This is a genomic window from Ruegeria sp. O4 (assembly GCF_056535125.1).
Genome location: NZ_JBQERO010000012.1, coordinates 1 through 13,855, shown reverse-complemented (window position 1 = coordinate 13,855; position 13,855 = coordinate 1). Strand labels below are relative to the sequence as shown.

Annotated in this window: 16 protein-coding genes; 4 read left to right on the top strand and 12 right to left on the bottom strand. The window is 58.4% G+C overall.

The features are described 5' to 3' along the window. The first annotated feature begins 99 nt into the window (after positions 1-99). From ACR0J7_RS13865 to ACR0J7_RS13855, 3 genes are all read left to right on the top strand, one after another. On the top strand, positions 100-1,020 hold the full coding sequence (locus ACR0J7_RS13865) for a DnaJ C-terminal domain-containing protein (RefSeq protein ID WP_480774121.1): 921 nt from the start codon (positions 100-102) through the stop codon (positions 1,018-1,020). Continuing rightward, a complete protein-coding gene (locus ACR0J7_RS13860) occupies positions 1,017-1,355 on the top strand; it encodes a hypothetical protein (protein ID WP_480484160.1) in 339 nt (112 codons plus the stop codon). The genes ACR0J7_RS13865 and ACR0J7_RS13860 overlap by 4 nt, the downstream gene beginning before the upstream one ends. Positions 1,356-1,419: 64 nt before the next feature. Further along, positions 1,420-3,078 (top strand): U32 family peptidase, encoded by a 1,659-nt coding sequence (locus tag ACR0J7_RS13855; RefSeq protein ID WP_480900495.1) that lies wholly within the window; start codon positions 1,420-1,422, stop codon positions 3,076-3,078. On the opposite strand, the gene ACR0J7_RS13850 is transcribed toward ACR0J7_RS13855, so the two are convergent. The 5 genes from ACR0J7_RS13850 to ACR0J7_RS13830 all read right to left on the bottom strand — a co-directional run bounded on the left by ACR0J7_RS13850 (position 3,075) and on the right by ACR0J7_RS13830 (position 6,617). Beyond that, a complete protein-coding gene (locus tag ACR0J7_RS13850; RefSeq protein ID WP_480900497.1) occupies positions 3,075-3,695 on the bottom strand; it encodes a cytochrome P460 family protein in 621 nt (206 codons plus the stop codon). The genes ACR0J7_RS13855 and ACR0J7_RS13850 overlap by 4 nt on opposite strands. A 286-nt stretch (positions 3,696-3,981) precedes the next feature. Next, positions 3,982-5,169 carry a dual-specificity RNA methyltransferase RlmN gene (gene rlmN / locus ACR0J7_RS13845; RefSeq protein WP_267363724.1) on the bottom strand — a complete coding sequence of 396 codons (1,188 nt, stop codon included), beginning with the start codon at positions 5,167-5,169 and terminating at the stop codon, positions 3,982-3,984. A gap of 93 nt (positions 5,170-5,262) precedes the next feature. After that, positions 5,263-5,640 carry a lysozyme inhibitor LprI family protein gene (locus tag ACR0J7_RS13840; protein ID WP_480900498.1) on the bottom strand — a complete coding sequence of 126 codons (378 nt, stop codon included), beginning with the start codon at positions 5,638-5,640 and terminating at the stop codon, positions 5,263-5,265. Between the two features lie 108 nt (positions 5,641-5,748). Next, complete coding sequence (locus ACR0J7_RS13835; RefSeq protein ID WP_209505044.1) at positions 5,749-5,916, bottom strand: hypothetical protein; 168 nt, start codon at positions 5,914-5,916, stop codon at positions 5,749-5,751. Positions 5,917-6,080: 164 nt separating this feature from the next. Beyond that, positions 6,081-6,617 carry an invasion associated locus B family protein gene (locus ACR0J7_RS13830; RefSeq protein ID WP_209505046.1) on the bottom strand — a complete coding sequence of 179 codons (537 nt, stop codon included), beginning with the start codon at positions 6,615-6,617 and terminating at the stop codon, positions 6,081-6,083. A gap of 179 nt (positions 6,618-6,796) precedes the next feature. On the opposite strand from ACR0J7_RS13830, the gene ACR0J7_RS13825 reads away from it, so the two are divergent. Next, positions 6,797-7,795, top strand: a complete 999-nt coding sequence (locus ACR0J7_RS13825) for an asparaginase (protein ID WP_480914619.1) — start codon at positions 6,797-6,799, stop codon at positions 7,793-7,795. 5 nt (positions 7,796-7,800) lie between these two features. Here the strand turns inward: ACR0J7_RS13825 and ACR0J7_RS13820 are convergent, their stop codons facing one another. The 7 genes from ACR0J7_RS13820 to ACR0J7_RS13790 form a co-directional block, all read right to left on the bottom strand. Continuing rightward, the gene (locus ACR0J7_RS13820; RefSeq protein WP_209505048.1) at positions 7,801-8,121 is read right to left on the bottom strand and encodes a YciI family protein; all 321 of its coding nucleotides are present in this window, start codon (positions 8,119-8,121) and stop codon (positions 7,801-7,803) included. Positions 8,122-8,143: 22 nt separating this feature from the next. After that, complete coding sequence (locus ACR0J7_RS13815; protein ID WP_480833068.1) at positions 8,144-8,572, bottom strand: SRPBCC family protein; 429 nt, start codon at positions 8,570-8,572, stop codon at positions 8,144-8,146. Then, complete coding sequence (locus tag ACR0J7_RS13810) at positions 8,560-8,889, bottom strand: ArsR/SmtB family transcription factor (RefSeq protein WP_480506475.1); 330 nt, start codon at positions 8,887-8,889, stop codon at positions 8,560-8,562. The genes ACR0J7_RS13815 and ACR0J7_RS13810 overlap by 13 nt, the downstream gene beginning before the upstream one ends. A 41-nt stretch (positions 8,890-8,930) precedes the next feature. Continuing rightward, positions 8,931-9,809 (bottom strand): phosphoserine phosphatase SerB, encoded by an 879-nt coding sequence (gene serB, locus ACR0J7_RS13805; protein WP_480914617.1) that lies wholly within the window; start codon positions 9,807-9,809, stop codon positions 8,931-8,933. 35 nt (positions 9,810-9,844) lie between these two features. Beyond that, a complete protein-coding gene (locus ACR0J7_RS13800) occupies positions 9,845-10,573 on the bottom strand; it encodes a metallophosphoesterase family protein (RefSeq protein ID WP_480914615.1) in 729 nt (242 codons plus the stop codon). Positions 10,574-10,693: 120 nt separating this feature from the next. Then, the gene (gene serA, locus ACR0J7_RS13795; protein ID WP_267364308.1) at positions 10,694-12,289 is read right to left on the bottom strand and encodes a phosphoglycerate dehydrogenase; all 1,596 of its coding nucleotides are present in this window, start codon (positions 12,287-12,289) and stop codon (positions 10,694-10,696) included. 97 nt (positions 12,290-12,386) lie between these two features. Further along, positions 12,387-13,541, bottom strand: coding sequence for a phosphoserine transaminase (locus tag ACR0J7_RS13790; RefSeq protein WP_480484181.1), 1,155 nt, complete (start codon positions 13,539-13,541; stop codon positions 12,387-12,389). Positions 13,542-13,855 lie beyond the last annotated feature (314 nt).

Below are 13,855 nucleotides of genomic sequence, written 5' to 3'. Positions count from 1 at the left end.
TTCGAGACAATTCAATCGCCTCTTCCTTTTGACCCGTTGAAAACACGTGGTAGAACACATTCATCAAGATCAGACCTGTCCCTGACCCGTGAGTGTGAGATGAGCGACGATCCCTATTCCGTCCTTGGCGTATCGAAAGACGCCAGTGCCGACGAAATCAAGAAAGCCTACAGGCGTATTGCTAAGGAGTGCCACCCGGACCTGAAACCCGGCGACGCCAAGGCCGAGGCCAAATTCAAGGCCGCCGCCGCTGCGTATGACGTGTTGAAAGATCCTGAAACCCGCGCCCGTTACGACAATGGCGAAATCGACGCATCGGGTCAGGAACGCCCGCAACAACACTATTACCGGGACTATGCTGAGGCCGCTGGAAACCCCTATCGCGGGCGTCAGGCGGACCCGGACGACATGTCGGACATCTTTGCCGAATTCATGCGCGGCCGCAGTGGATTTGGCGGCCAGCAAAGGCATGAGTTTCATGCGCCAGGGCATAACCTGAACTATTCCCTGCAAATCAGCTTTCTGGATGCCGTGTTTGGCGCTAGTCAGAAACTGACGCTACCAGACGGCAACCGGATCGAGGTCAAGATCCCCGCCGGGATAACCGAAGGTCAGACCATCCGCCTGCGCGGCAAGGGTGCTCCGGGTTATGGCGAAGGCCCTCCGGGGGATGCGTTGGTGACCGTCACGGTCGCCAAACATCCGGTGTTTGACCGTCAGGGCGACGACATCCATATCACGCTGCCGATCAGCATCGATGAGGCCATTCTGGGCGGGAAAGTCGCCGCCCCCACCATCGATGGCGGTGTGAACGTCAATGTTCCGGCGGGCACAAGCAGCGGCAAAACCCTTCGCCTGCGCGGCAAGGGGGTGAAGAAACGCGGCTCGTCCCTGCGCGGCGACCAACTGATCGAATTGACTGTCTCGATGCCCGACAAGATCGATGATGATCTCAGGCAGTTCATGGAGACATGGCGCGAAACGCACCGCTACGATCCGCGGAAAGGAATGCCGTCATGACCCTGACCGAAAAGGAACTGATCGAAACCGTCTCGCGCCTGACCTCGGACCGCCTGACCGAGTATCTTGCGGCCGAGATCGTGATCCCTGAACAATCGGAGCAGGGGCTGGTCTATCACAGTATCGACGTTGCCCGGCTGGAACTGGCTTGCGAGTTGCACGAGCAATACGACATGGAGGCCGATGCGCTGTCGATGATGATCTCGCTGATTGATCAGATGCATGGGCTGCGCGCCGAACTGCGTGAGGTTCTGAACGCAGTCGAGGCGCAACCCGAGCCGGTGCGCCAACAACTGATCGAAGTTATCGGCACAGCGCGGTTCCGTCGCAGATAACAGGGTTTTGGGCGCAATGATTATGGCGTAGAAGGCCGCCTTGATCCTTTGTCAGGTAGCTTCCATGACCCAGCCCAGATCCGAGTTGCTGATGCCTGCGGGCAATCTGCGCAAACTTAAACTCGCCATCCTCTATGGGGCAGACGCCGTGTATCTGGGCACGCCGGATATGTCGCTGCGCACCAAGTCCGAGTTTTCGCTGGACGAGGTAATTGAAGGGGTCGAGTTCTGTCACAGCCATGGTCGGCGCGCCTACCTGACACTGAACTTGTTCTCGCATAACAAAGACATCCCGAAGCTGGACGAATACATCGACACGGTGCGCAAGGTGCAGCCCGACGGGTTGATCATCGCCGATCCAGGCGTGTTCCAATACGTCCGCGAGCGCGCGCCCGAACTGCCGCTGCATATCTCGACCCAGGCCAATATCTGTTCGTGGCTGTCGGTGAAGTTCTGGCAGGATCAGGGGGCCGAGCTGGTGGTTCTGGCGCGTGAGGTTTCCTATCCCGAACTGGTCGAGATCCGTGAGAAGTGCCCTGATATCAAGCTAGAATCCTTCGTGCACGGTGCTATGTGCATGACCTATTCGGGCCGTTGTCTGCTGTCGAATTTCATGGCCGAACGCGGGGCCAACCAGGGCAACTGCGCCAATTCCTGTCGCTGGAACTATGGTCTGAAACTGCGCCTCAAGGATGGCACACATCAGGAGCTGCGTATCACCGAGGAAAACGCCGACCTGTTCGAATTCCTGCTGGAAGAAGGCTGCCGCCCCGGTGACCTGATGCCCATCGAAGAGGATGATCGCGGCTCGTACATCCTCAACTCACGCGACCTCTGCATCATGCCGAAGCTGGATGAGTACCTGAAAATCGGTGTCGACAGCCTCAAGGTCGAAGGGCGCGGCAAATCGGAATACTACGCCGCGATCGTCGCACGGGCCTATCGTATGGCGATAGATGACTATTTCGCGGACCCCGAAAACTGGGACCCCAAGCCTTACATGCGTGAGCTCGAAACCGTCGGGAATCGCGGCTATACGCTGGCCTTCCACGAAGGGCGGCTGACCAATTACGCCCATGATTACGAACACACCGCATCCATCGCGCAATGGGAATATGCCGGGATCGTCACCGAAGTGACCGAGGATGCCTTTCTGGTCGAGGTGAAGAACAAGCTGGAACCGGGTGATGTGCTGGATTTCGTCTCGCCAGTTGCGCGCGACACGGTTCTGCTGCGGGTTTATGATTTCGAACGCGCCCATGATGGCGCACGGCTGGACGTCGTGCATGGCAGCACAAAAACCATCATTCGGATGCCTTTCACCCTGTTCGATCACGAGGATATCGACGATCTGCGCGCCCGTTTTCCGGTCTATTCAGTGCTGCGCAAGGAACGCGCCCTGACCGACGAACACTGGAGCCGCATTCGCTTTGACAAGCTCGTGCAGGGATTGGAAACCACCGGTCGCGACAACCCAACTGCCTATGCACGCCGTCGCGATGATCTGGTTGAAAAGATTGGCCAAGACGGTAACGAACGCCGGTTCAAGACAAACCGCATCGGCACGGAAGGATGCTGCGGCAAGGGCTGCAACGGATGCCTGATCTTCTGGCAAGATGACAAATACGCGTTGGCCCGCGAGGTGCTGTCCAAACGGAAGCAAGGCGAACAGCTCAGCCGCCGTGAGGCGACAGAACTCAAGCTGCCGGGTGAACCGGCTTAGTTTCCCACCCGATATTCTTCGGGGATAAAGAACGTATAGTCGCGATCCGCCACTTGTTCGTGACAGACGTGGCAATAGGCAACTTCGCTGGCACGGGCGCCCATGGTATCGCCAAACAAGGACCCGTCCGGCAGCACCATGATATAACGCCAGTCAGCGGTGTTCGGGCTGGTACCCTCTGGCAGTTTTTCCATTATGAACATGGCACCGGGATGTATGTGACCTTCATCGGTCACCGTCATGCTGTCCTTGGCAAGCACCGATCCCACGGGCAGTTCTTCGCCCTGTCGCAATGTCCCATAGTTGTGCGCCATTCGGTTGGCATACGTGTTGACGAAACGCTGTCCGTGTGTGGCCGAGATATATGGCGCGTCGTTGAAAAGCGGCCAGCTTTGGTAGTTTAGAACCAGATCCAGTTGCGCCGCAGCATACCCCCGTGCCATGCGGCGGCTGAGCGAATGGTAGTGGGCCGCGGCCTCATCCTTGCTTAGCTCTGCCGGGTTTTCGATCGCTATGTGGGCGTTGTGACCATCTGCCGTTGCCAGTCCTGAAGAAATCAGAAGTATCGCGCACGCAATGGCCTTGTGCTGGAGAATTATTCGAAGATACGAGTCCATTATTACGACCCACCTGAAAATCAGTTCGCCTGAGCGCCACGTGACGACAGTGTTCTTATTCTAGCGGCTCCGGGAACTCTTACCAGCTCAGGTCCCGGAATCTCACCGCCTTGTGCATCGATTTGAACCTGCATCCTGCGGCATTGAATCATTAAAATATAGCAAATTATGCATATTGAATCAGCATCTGAAACATTAAGTTTACAGGCACACTTCATGCGTGCAGGCGGTCATCTTGGACAATCAAAGCACGACCACCCGATCCATGATGAACCGAACAGAAAAACTACGGGGTTAAACCGGCTTCGGACTCAATTTGTTTGCGCGATTTGCGGGCACGTTCGGTTGCCGATTTCAACTGACCGCACGCCGCCATGATATCCTCGCCCCGTGTCTTGCGAATGGGAGAGGCGTAGCCTGCCTGATAGATGATGTTGGCAAAAGCGCGGATGCGGTTGTTCGAGCTGCGCTTGTACGGCGCGCCGGGCCATTCGTTAAACGGGATCAGGTTGATCTTGGCCGGAATTTTGTGACGCTTGATGTGGTCGATCAAACGATGGGCATCCGCGTCGCTGTCATTCACACCGTCCAGCATCACGTATTCGAACGTGATCCGCTCGGAGTTCGAGGCATTGGGATAGCTGGCCAGCGCCTGCAACAACTCCTCGATATTCCAGCGTTTATTGATTGGAACCAGAACGTCGCGGGTTTCATCCGTGGTTGCATGGAACGAGATCGCCAGCAGACAGCCGATTTCCTCAGCCGTGCGCGCAATTTCGGGTACCACTCCACTGGTCGACAGCGTAATGCGGCGGCGCGACAGGGAAATCCCCTCGGGGTCCATCGCGATCTTCATCGCATCGCGGACGTTTTCGAAATTGTAAAGCGGCTCGCCCATTCCCATCAGAACGATGTTTGACAGAAGGCGCGTTTCATCCTTTGGCGCACCGGGGGTCGGCCATTCGTCAAGATCGTCGCGCGCCATCATGATCTGCCCGACAATTTCGGCAGATGTTAAATTACGTACAAGCTTCTGGGTGCCCGTATGACAAAACGAACATGTCAGTGTACATCCGACCTGAGATGAAATGCACAGCGTACCGCGATCTTCTTCGGGGATGTAGACCACCTCGACCTCGTGCCCGCCCGCGATACGGCACAGATATTTGCGGGTGCCGTCCTCGGATACCTGTCGGGTCACCACCTCGGGTATCTCGACCACAAAGTTTTCGGCCAGTTGCGCACGGTACGCTTTGGCGAGATTCGTCATCTGGGAAAAATCGCGCACGCCCCATTGATAGATCCACTGCCAGATCTGACCGGTACGCATCTTTGCCTGCTTTTCGGGCGTACCATGTTCGATCAGGACCTCGCGCAAACGGTCGCGGGTGAGACCGACAAGGTTCACCTTCCCCTCGGGCAATTTGCGAGGGAGGGTCATGACGTCTTGAGTGATCGGCGCTTTGGGCGACATTGTGGTACCTGCTGAGGCGTATCTTCAAGGATTCTGGCTTGGGATGCGCCTCTATATAGGAACCTGTGCAAAGATCAAAAGGAATCGTTTCAGTCAGTCTGCAAAACTCAACAGTTCTTCAACGCGTGCCCGCCCCAAATTCACCCGGCATGATGTGATTGCGATACCTGTACCCGATCCGCCACCAAACGACGCGCCGACGGCGGTGCAATGCGTATCGCGATAGGTTTCCCAGGCCTGTTGCGCCGCTATGAGGGCAGGTTCAGCCACTATCCGCCCGGTGACCTCGTCCAGCTCGTTGGCAGATTGTACCGCCAAATCAAAACTCACCTGCAGCGCGCGCGAGACCCGTGCTTCCATCTCTCCGACGCAGGATCCGATTTCGACTTGTGATCCGGCGTCGGAACATTCCAACGCCGGGTCGGCGGTTGCGGTGGCTGGCAAAAGCAGCGCGATCAAGATCAGACGCATGGCCGCCTCATTCATCCATTCAGCTGGGGTCAGGCCAGAGTAACATGTTTTGCCAGAAAGGTTTAGATGCCGGTTGGCCCCCTAAACCAACGGAAATGCAGTTCCGCGTCAGACACCCGCGGGTGGGATATAGCAATCTTCGGCATCCAGGGTCTTGACCGGATCGTTCGGTCCGCATTGTTCGCCGGTTACAGGATAAGTCTCGCCCTTGTTTTCGCAGGCACTCAGCAGCATGGCTGATATCATCATCAACGCGACAAGAGATTTGTTCAGCATGGTGGCAACTCCTTGGTTTCTCTTGAACTGATTAGTTCGGAAATCGTCAGAGCTCACATTGATACGGATCAAGTAAACGGGTTGATCCTGCGTAAAGGTACAGGGGAGCGTAAAAACAACAAAAGCCCCGCCAAAGACGGGACCATTTGCTTAGGTCGGGGTGCTTACTTGGTGCAGCGCTTTTCGGCGTCTTCGATTGCTGCGGTAAAGCCCAGCAGCGAGAAGGTGTCCTTGGTTTGTGTGCCGCGTTCGGACCGGGCAGTCAGAACAGCCTCGGTTCCGCGTTTCAGCGCTGTGACGATCTTGGCGTCATCTGCATCTGATGCGGGCCAGGCCCACTCACCTTCGGTGAACAGTTCAAACTCGGACCCGTCGACATTCAGGTTCACTGTCGATCCCGGTGCAAACGGATAGCCGCCGGTAAAGGTCACTTGCCCTTTGACCTCGGCATTGGGGCGATAGAACACAAACAACAGGATGTCGCTGCGCCGCACGGATACGACGCGCCCGCCCCGGGTGTTCACGGTTTCCTTGGGGGCCGAAACGCTCCAGCATTCGGTGGGATCATCTTCGACAAAAACGCTCCAGTCCGTTTTTGCAGCAACCCGGTTTGTGCTTGTCGCCTGTTGGGCGAGTGCAGACGTTGCGGCGATGCCTGCCACACACAGGCCCGCGATCGTACGAACGAGCATTGATCCCATTTGTCCAGCCTCCTAGCTCGACCGATACCTCAAATCCATCGGACATGGCTGCGAACCCTTCCGGCCCGTCTATTCCGTTGCGCATTCCGATGATTGCCGACATACACACACTAACGCAGGTTTCGCCACAGGCGAAAGGGCGATTGGCAGAATTTTGCGCATAAATTTCGGAGGTCCAGATGACGCAGCCCGTAGCAATGACAGAACTGTGGCGTGGCAACTTGCTGGAAAGCCTGCATTTGGGTCACGCGGTCATCTGCGACGACACCGGCCAGATCGTGCGCAGCTGGGGCGACCCGCAGGCGGTTATCTATCCGCGCTCATCCGCCAAGATGATTCAGGCGCTTCCGCTGGTCACGTCGGGAGCCGCGGCAAAATACGGATTGAACAGCGAACATCTTGCGCTGGCCTGCGCGTCCCACAATGGGGCCGCGATCCATACCGACCGCGTGACAGCGTGGCTTGATCATCTGGGGCTGAGCGAGCACGACTTGCGCTGCGGGCCACAGGAGCCAGCGGACACTGCCGCGCGGGATCGGCTGATTCTGGCGGATGACACCCCGTGCCAGATCCACAACAATTGTTCCGGCAAGCATTGTGGTTTCCTGACACTGGGTCAGCATATGGGCGCAGGACCGGAATATCTGGAAATCGACCACCCGGTGCAGCAGGCCTGCCTGTCTGCCATCGAAGAGACGTCAGGCGAAACCAGCCCCGGTTACGGTATTGACGGCTGTTCCGCCCCGAATTTCGCCGTGTCGCTGGCCGGGCTGGCCCGGTCGATGGCGTGGTTCGCAAGCGCCTCGGATCGGTCCGACCGTTCCAGCGAGGCGGCGGTTCAGTTGGTGGCAGCCATGGTGAAACATCCGGAACTGGTTGCCGGTGAGACCCGTGCCTGCACCGAACTGATGCGCGCCATGAACGGGCGCGTCGCCATCAAGACCGGGGCCGAGGCGGTGTTTGTGGCCATCATCCCGGAAAAACGCATGGGCGTTGCGTTGAAGATCACCGATGGCACCACGCGGGCCAGCGAATGTGCCATCGCCGCCATTCTGGTGAGCCTTGGTGTGCTGGAGGCCGATCACCCGGCCACCCGCAAATTCATGAACGCCACGCAATACAGCCGCCGGGGGCTGGAATGCGGCGTGATCAAACCTGTGCAGGGTTTCCCCGGCTAAGGCCGCTACATCTCGATCTCGTGCACCTCGGCCACCTCGACCGAGCCCGAACCGTTGACAACCATCGGACAGCCCTTGGCCATCTCGGTCGCGGCGTCGATGCTGTCGGCCTTGATCACGGTAAAGCCCGAGGCCGGGTTTGCACCGCCATTGTCGACAACCCCGCTGCTGCTGACCGTATAGGATTGTCCGACCGGGTTGCCGGGGATCTCTAACGCTTCGGCCATACCCTGAAACCATGCGCCCCAAGCGGCCATGGTCGCCTCGATCTCGGCGGGGTCGGTCGGGGTGTGTCCCCCGTGATAGACAAACAAATATTGGGGCATATCGCTCCTCCCTGATGAAACGTTATTTGCACTTCGCTTCGAGTTTGCGCAGCGAAGACGTCCAGCCCTGATTGTGGTTCGCGGCTGCTTCGGCATCGGCCAGTTCGCGGTGGTCCAAAACCAGGCGTGACCCCGTGCCTGTCGCTGTGACTGTAAAGATGACGTGGCTTTCGGCCCCGCGCTGATCCTGATCGTCATGCCAGCCCCAGGTAAACCCCACCGAGTTTGGCGGGTCGACATGCGTGACGTGGCCCGAGACCTTGTATTGCTGGCCCTCGCCGTTTTCCATGACCGAATACCACGGGCCGGTGCGCGAGAAATCCAGATTGTGTTCAGGCACGTGCATCCCTTCGGGCCCCCACCATTGCAACAACCGGCTGCCGTCGCTGATCCATGCAAACAGGTCTTCTGGGCTGACGGGGAAGTCCCGTTCCAGTTTCAGGTCGGCCATGAATTCTCCCTTTCGATGATATCACTGAGGCGATCGAGGCTGCTTTCCCAGAATTGCCGTTTGGAGATCGTCCAGTCGGCAATCATCCGCAGCCCGTCGGGCCGGATGGAGTACATCCGTTGGGTGCCCCGCACGCGCTGTTCAACCAGCCCGGCTTCGCGCAATACTTTCAGATGGCGCGAAATCGCAGCGCCGGACATTCCGCGCCCTTCGATCAGGTCACCGGCGGGCAGTTCGCCCTGCTCCATCAGTTGCTCGACAATCGAGAACCGGGTGGCATCGGACAAAGCGGAAAAGGTGGTCAGAAGCGTGCTCATGACCTGTATTTAACATAAATGTTAAATAATGAAAAGCCCTGTCAGGATTCGACAAAATCCGCGCGACTGTACCCTTGCAGGTAAAGCAGTGCCGTCAGGTCGCCGTGATTCACCCGCACGTCGCATTTCGCAGCCACCGACGGTTTGGCATGAAGGGCAACGCCGGTTCCGGCCCGCCCCAGCATGCCCAAATCATTGGCCCCGTCGCCGACAGCGATCACGTCAACTTCGGACAGGCCAAGGCGAGTGGAGATCTGTTCAAGCGCCTCGATTTTGGCCTGACGTCCCAGAATAGGACGCGCCACATCGCCCGTCAGTTTGCCATCTGCGGCCAGCAGAGTGTTGGCGCGGTTTTCATCGAACCCCAGCAGCTCTGCCACCCGCGCGGTGAAGGCGGTAAAGCCACCGGACACCAGTGCAGCATAGGCTCCGTTAGCCCGCATCGTTGCCAGCAACGCCTGTCCGCCGGGCATCAGGGTGATCCGTTCGCGCAGGACTTTGCCAATGACGCTTTCATCCAGATCCTTCAGCAGACCAACCCGTTCGATCAGGGCACCTTCGAAATCCAACTCTCCGTTCATGGCGCGGGCGGTGATGTCCTTGACCCTTTCGCCGACGCCAGCCTCATCCGCCAGTTCATCAATGCATTCCTGCTGGATCATGGTGCTGTCCATATCGGCCAGCAGCATCTGTTTGCGCCGCCCCTGTGCGGGCTGCACAATCAGGTCCACGCCCATGCCCTGCAAGTCTGCCCAAACGTCCCAGCGATTGGCGGGCATGTCGCGCAGGTCAAACTCGACCGCCTCGTCCGGGCTGAGCCACAGGACATCCCCACCGCCCCACGCGTTGCGCAGCGATTCCGGCAAGGCACGGTCCAGTGAGGGTGCAGCCGGGTTGGTCAGCAAAGTGGCGACATACATATTAAATCTCCAATGTCATACCCAGGCGAGCAGACTCAGGGCGTCAACGGTGTTCGACCCTGTTCGGTCAGTTCCCAGCAATTCTGTCCCTCGAATGCGGCGACGCCCGTCGGGCGTCCGTACCCGGCCCCCGTGTCCAGATTGATCCGGTTGCCATAATGCGTCGCCTGATCCACAGGCGTGTGTCCATGAACGATCAGTTTGGGATGCGGGCCTTGGTAGTCGTGGAAGTCCTGTCTGATCCAGATCAGATCACTTGCCTGCTGTTCATTCAGTGGCACACCCGGACGGATACCCGCGTGAACAAAGGCAATCTCGGGCGTCTGATGCATCACCACCAGATCGCGCAGAAAGGTCAGGTGCGATTTCGGCACGGCTGCCTGTGCCATCCGGTGCAGGTTTTCAAGGCGAATCTGACCTTCGAATTCCACCCCATAGCTGCGCAGGGTGTCGATCCCGCCCAACCTGTCATGCAGCCAGTGGTATCCCACCAACAAATGCGGATCGTGGCGCGGAGTGTCCTCCATAAACCAGGCAAACATGCGGTCGTGATTGCCCAGCAGAGTGATCCAGTTTCGGCCAGCATCACGCCCGGCAATCAGGCGGTCGATCAGCCCGCGACTGTCAGGGCCGCGATCCACGTAATCACCCAGAAACACGATCTGAGCGTCGGGGCCGCCATCGCTTTGGATCAGGGACAGCGCGCGCTCCAGCTCGGCCACCTGCCCGTGCAGATCACCAATAACATAGACAGGCTGTGTCATAGAAATACTCCGGATGTAATTTTCGCTTGCTTTTGCCCCAGATCGCTATCGGAGAGAACAATTGACCCGATCGCAGGTGCAACCGGGTCGTGAACTGTTCCTCAAACTCAACAGCCCCAATCAGGCGACGTCGAATTCCAGCGGCTTGATCTGCGTGAACAGGCCTGTTTCGGCAAGCTTCGCCCGCGCTTCGGCCGGGACCGGTTCGTCGACATAGAGCAATGCAATCGCTTCGCCTCCGGCCTCGGATCGGCCGAGGGTAAAGTTGGCGATGTTGACGTTGTTTTCACCCATGGTTTGACCCAGCGTGCCGATGATGCCGGGCACGTCTTCGTTGGTGGTGTACAGCATATGAGCGCCGACCTCGGCATCAATATTGATGCCCTTGATCTGGATAAAGCGCGGCTTGCCATCGCTGAACACCGTGCCAGCGATCGACCGTTCACGCTTGTCCGTTACGACCGTGACTTTGATATAGCCATCAAAAACACCCGACTTGTCCTGATTGGTGGTCGAGATTTTGATCCCGCGCTCTTTCGCGACCACAGGGGCCGAGACCATGTTCACCTCGGGGTTGAACTTTTTCATGATCCCCGCGACCACCGAACAGTTCAGCGCGGCCAGGTTCATTTCAGCGGCCACACCGTCATAAAGGATGTTGATCGCCTTGACCGGCTCATCCGTCATCTGGCCGATGAAGCTGCCCAGATGACCTGCCAGCTTGATCCACGGCCCCATCAGCTTGGCTTCTTCCGCGGTCACGCTGGGCATGTTCAGCGCGTTCTCGACCGCGCCTGTCAGCAGGTAGTTCGAAATCTGTTCAGCCACCTGCAAGGCCACGTTCTCCTGCGCCTCGGTCGTCGCCGCGCCCAGATGGGGCGTGCAGACCACGTTGGGCAGGTTGAACAATGCGTTGTCCTTGGCGGGTTCCTCGCTGAACACGTCAAAGGCCGCTCCGGCAACATGGCCGGATTGCAGCATCTCGGCCAGCGCCACTTCATCGACCAGACCGCCACGGGCACAGTTGATGATCCGTACACCCTTTTTGGTTTTGGCCAGATTCTCGCGGCTCAGGATGTTGCGAGTCTGATCCGTCAGCGGCACATGCAGGGTGATGAAATCGGCACGCGCCAGCAGTTCATCCAGCTCGACCTTTTCGACGCCCATCTTAGAGGCTTTCTCTTCGCCCAGATAAGGATCATAGGCGACAACCTTCATCTTCAGGCCCAACGCACGTTCGCACACGATGCCACCAATGTTGCCGGCACCGATCACGCCCAGTGTCTTGTTGGTCAGCTCGATCCCCATGAACTTGGACTTTTCCCACTTGCCCGCATGGGTCGAGGTGCTGGCCTCGGGGATTTGCCGCGCCACGGCGAACATCATCGCGATGGCGTGTTCGGCGGTGGTGATCATGTTGCCGAAGGGCGTGTTCATCACGATCACACCTTTTTTCGAGGCTGCCTCTTTGTCGACATTGTCGGTGCCGATCCCGGCGCGACCGATGACCTTCAGCCTGTCGGCTTTTTCCAGAAGGGTCGGTGTGACCTTGGTGGCCGAACGGATGGCGAGACCATCATATTGACCGATCACCTCGGCCAGCTTGTCCTTGTCTTTGCCCAGCTCGGGCATGAAATCCACGTCGATGCCACGGTCGCGGAAAATTTGCACTGCGGTTTCGCTGAGCTTGTCGGATACCAGTACTTTGGGAGCCATTTTGCTTGGTCCTTTGAATTCTTCAGGGGGATAGCGGGCTGACGCCCGCCCTATGTCGGTGATGGGGTAGGCCGGGCTTCAGCCCGGCACATGAAACTCAGGCAGCCTGCGCCTGCGCTTTGATCTCGGTCGCAAAGGCCCAGGCCAGCCAGGGCAGCATCGCCTGAATATCCGAGGTTTCAACCGTACCGCCGCACCAGATGCGCAGGCCTGCTGGCGCGTCGCGATAGGCGCCGATATCCAGCGCGATATTCTCGGTCTCAAGCCGCTTGGCGACTGCCTTGGCAAAGGCTGCACCGTCCTGAATACGGGCATCGGTGAACTTCAGGCAGACGGATGTGTTCGAACGCGTCGCCTCATCCTCGGCCAGATTGGCAATCCAGCCGTTCTGGTCGCAGAACGCGTGTACCGCACCCGCATTGGCATCCGCACGCGCGATCAACCCCTGCAATCCGCCCACCGAGCGGGCCCAGTCCAGCGCAAACAGATAATCCTCAACCGCCAGCATTGACGGTGTGTTGATCGTTGCCCCGGTAAAGATGCCCTCGATCAGCTTGCCACCCTTGGTCAGGCGGAAAATCTTGGGCAGCGGCCATGCGGGGGTATAGCTTTCCAGCCGTTCAACAGCACGCGGGCTGAGGATCAGCATCCCGTGGGCTGCTTCGCCGCCCAGCACTTTCTGCCAACTGAAGGTCGTTACATCCAGCTTGTCCCAGGGCAGATCCATCGCAAAGGCCGCCGAGGTTGCATCGCAGATCGTCAGGCCCTGGCGATCATCGGCAATCCAGTCGCCATTGGGCACCCGAACACCCGAGGTGGTGCCGTTCCACGTAAAGACCACGTCATTTGCGAAATCAACCGAAGCCAGATCAACGATCTGCCCGTAATCCGCGGTTTTCACCTCGGCGTCGATCTTCAACTGCTTGACCACATCGGTCACCCAGCCGGACCCAAAGCTTTCCCAGGCCAGCATCTCGACCTTGCGCGCACCCAGCAAAGACCACAGCGCCATTTCAACCGCGCCAGTGTCCGAGGCGGGAACGATACCAATGCGGTAATCCGCCGGAATGCCCAGAATCTCACGCGTGCCTTCGATGGCCGCCTTCAGCTTGTCCTTGCCGACAGCGGCGCGGTGCGACCGGCCCAATGCGGCATCGGCCAGTTTTGTCAGGTCAAATGTGGGGGGTTTGGCACAGGGGCCCGAAGAAAAGCGCGGATTTGCCGGCCGCGTCGCCGGTTGTTCGATCGTCATGTGTATTACCCTTCCAGATACACGCCCCTCGTTGGGGAGGGGTGTCCCACGGACAGACCTAGGGGGCCTTCGCACCTGCAGCAAGCGGAAAAGACGCTTTACCGGGTAAAAACGACATCTGAAACGGGCACAAATCAGAACACGCGTTTCCGATTGGCGAAAAACCCCGCCGATGTTTCGGCGGGGTTTGTCTGTGTTACTCTGCGGCGTCTTCGTATGCGTCCATTGGTGGGCATGTGCAGACGAGGTTTCGGTCGCCGTATGCGTTGTCGACGCGGTTGACGGGGGACCAGTATTTGTCGACGCCCATGGAT

Bases quoted from the DNA above. Each gene is read 5' to 3' on its own strand.
- ACR0J7_RS13830 (WP_209505046.1), bottom strand. From the start codon at position 6,617: ATGGGATCAATGCTCGTTCGTACGATCGCGGGCCTGTGTGTGGCAGGC.
- ACR0J7_RS13850 (WP_480900497.1), bottom strand. From the start codon at position 3,695: ATGGACTCGTATCTTCGAATAATTCTCCAGCACAAGGCCATTGCGTGC.
- ACR0J7_RS13835 (WP_209505044.1), bottom strand. From the start codon at position 5,916: ATGCTGAACAAATCTCTTGTCGCGTTGATGATGATATCAGCCATGCTG.
- ACR0J7_RS13825 (WP_480914619.1), top strand. From the start codon at position 6,797: ATGACGCAGCCCGTAGCAATGACAGAACTGTGGCGTGGCAACTTGCTG.
- ACR0J7_RS13815 (WP_480833068.1), bottom strand. From the start codon at position 8,572: ATGGCCGACCTGAAACTGGAACGGGACTTCCCCGTCAGCCCAGAAGAC.
- ACR0J7_RS13865 (WP_480774121.1), top strand. From the start codon at position 100: ATGAGCGACGATCCCTATTCCGTCCTTGGCGTATCGAAAGACGCCAGT.
- ACR0J7_RS13860 (WP_480484160.1), top strand. From the start codon at position 1,017: ATGACCCTGACCGAAAAGGAACTGATCGAAACCGTCTCGCGCCTGACC.
- ACR0J7_RS13855 (WP_480900495.1), top strand. From the start codon at position 1,420: ATGACCCAGCCCAGATCCGAGTTGCTGATGCCTGCGGGCAATCTGCGC.
- ACR0J7_RS13820 (WP_209505048.1), bottom strand. From the start codon at position 8,121: ATGCCCCAATATTTGTTTGTCTATCACGGGGGACACACCCCGACCGAC.
- ACR0J7_RS13790 (WP_480484181.1), bottom strand. From the start codon at position 13,541: ATGACGATCGAACAACCGGCGACGCGGCCGGCAAATCCGCGCTTTTCT.
- serB (WP_480914617.1), bottom strand. From the start codon at position 9,809: ATGTATGTCGCCACTTTGCTGACCAACCCGGCTGCACCCTCACTGGAC.
- ACR0J7_RS13810 (WP_480506475.1), bottom strand. From the start codon at position 8,889: ATGAGCACGCTTCTGACCACCTTTTCCGCTTTGTCCGATGCCACCCGG.
- ACR0J7_RS13800 (WP_480914615.1), bottom strand. From the start codon at position 10,573: ATGACACAGCCTGTCTATGTTATTGGTGATCTGCACGGGCAGGTGGCC.
- ACR0J7_RS13840 (WP_480900498.1), bottom strand. From the start codon at position 5,640: ATGCGTCTGATCTTGATCGCGCTGCTTTTGCCAGCCACCGCAACCGCC.
- serA (WP_267364308.1), bottom strand. From the start codon at position 12,289: ATGGCTCCCAAAGTACTGGTATCCGACAAGCTCAGCGAAACCGCAGTG.
- rlmN (WP_267363724.1), bottom strand. From the start codon at position 5,169: ATGTCGCCCAAAGCGCCGATCACTCAAGACGTCATGACCCTCCCTCGC.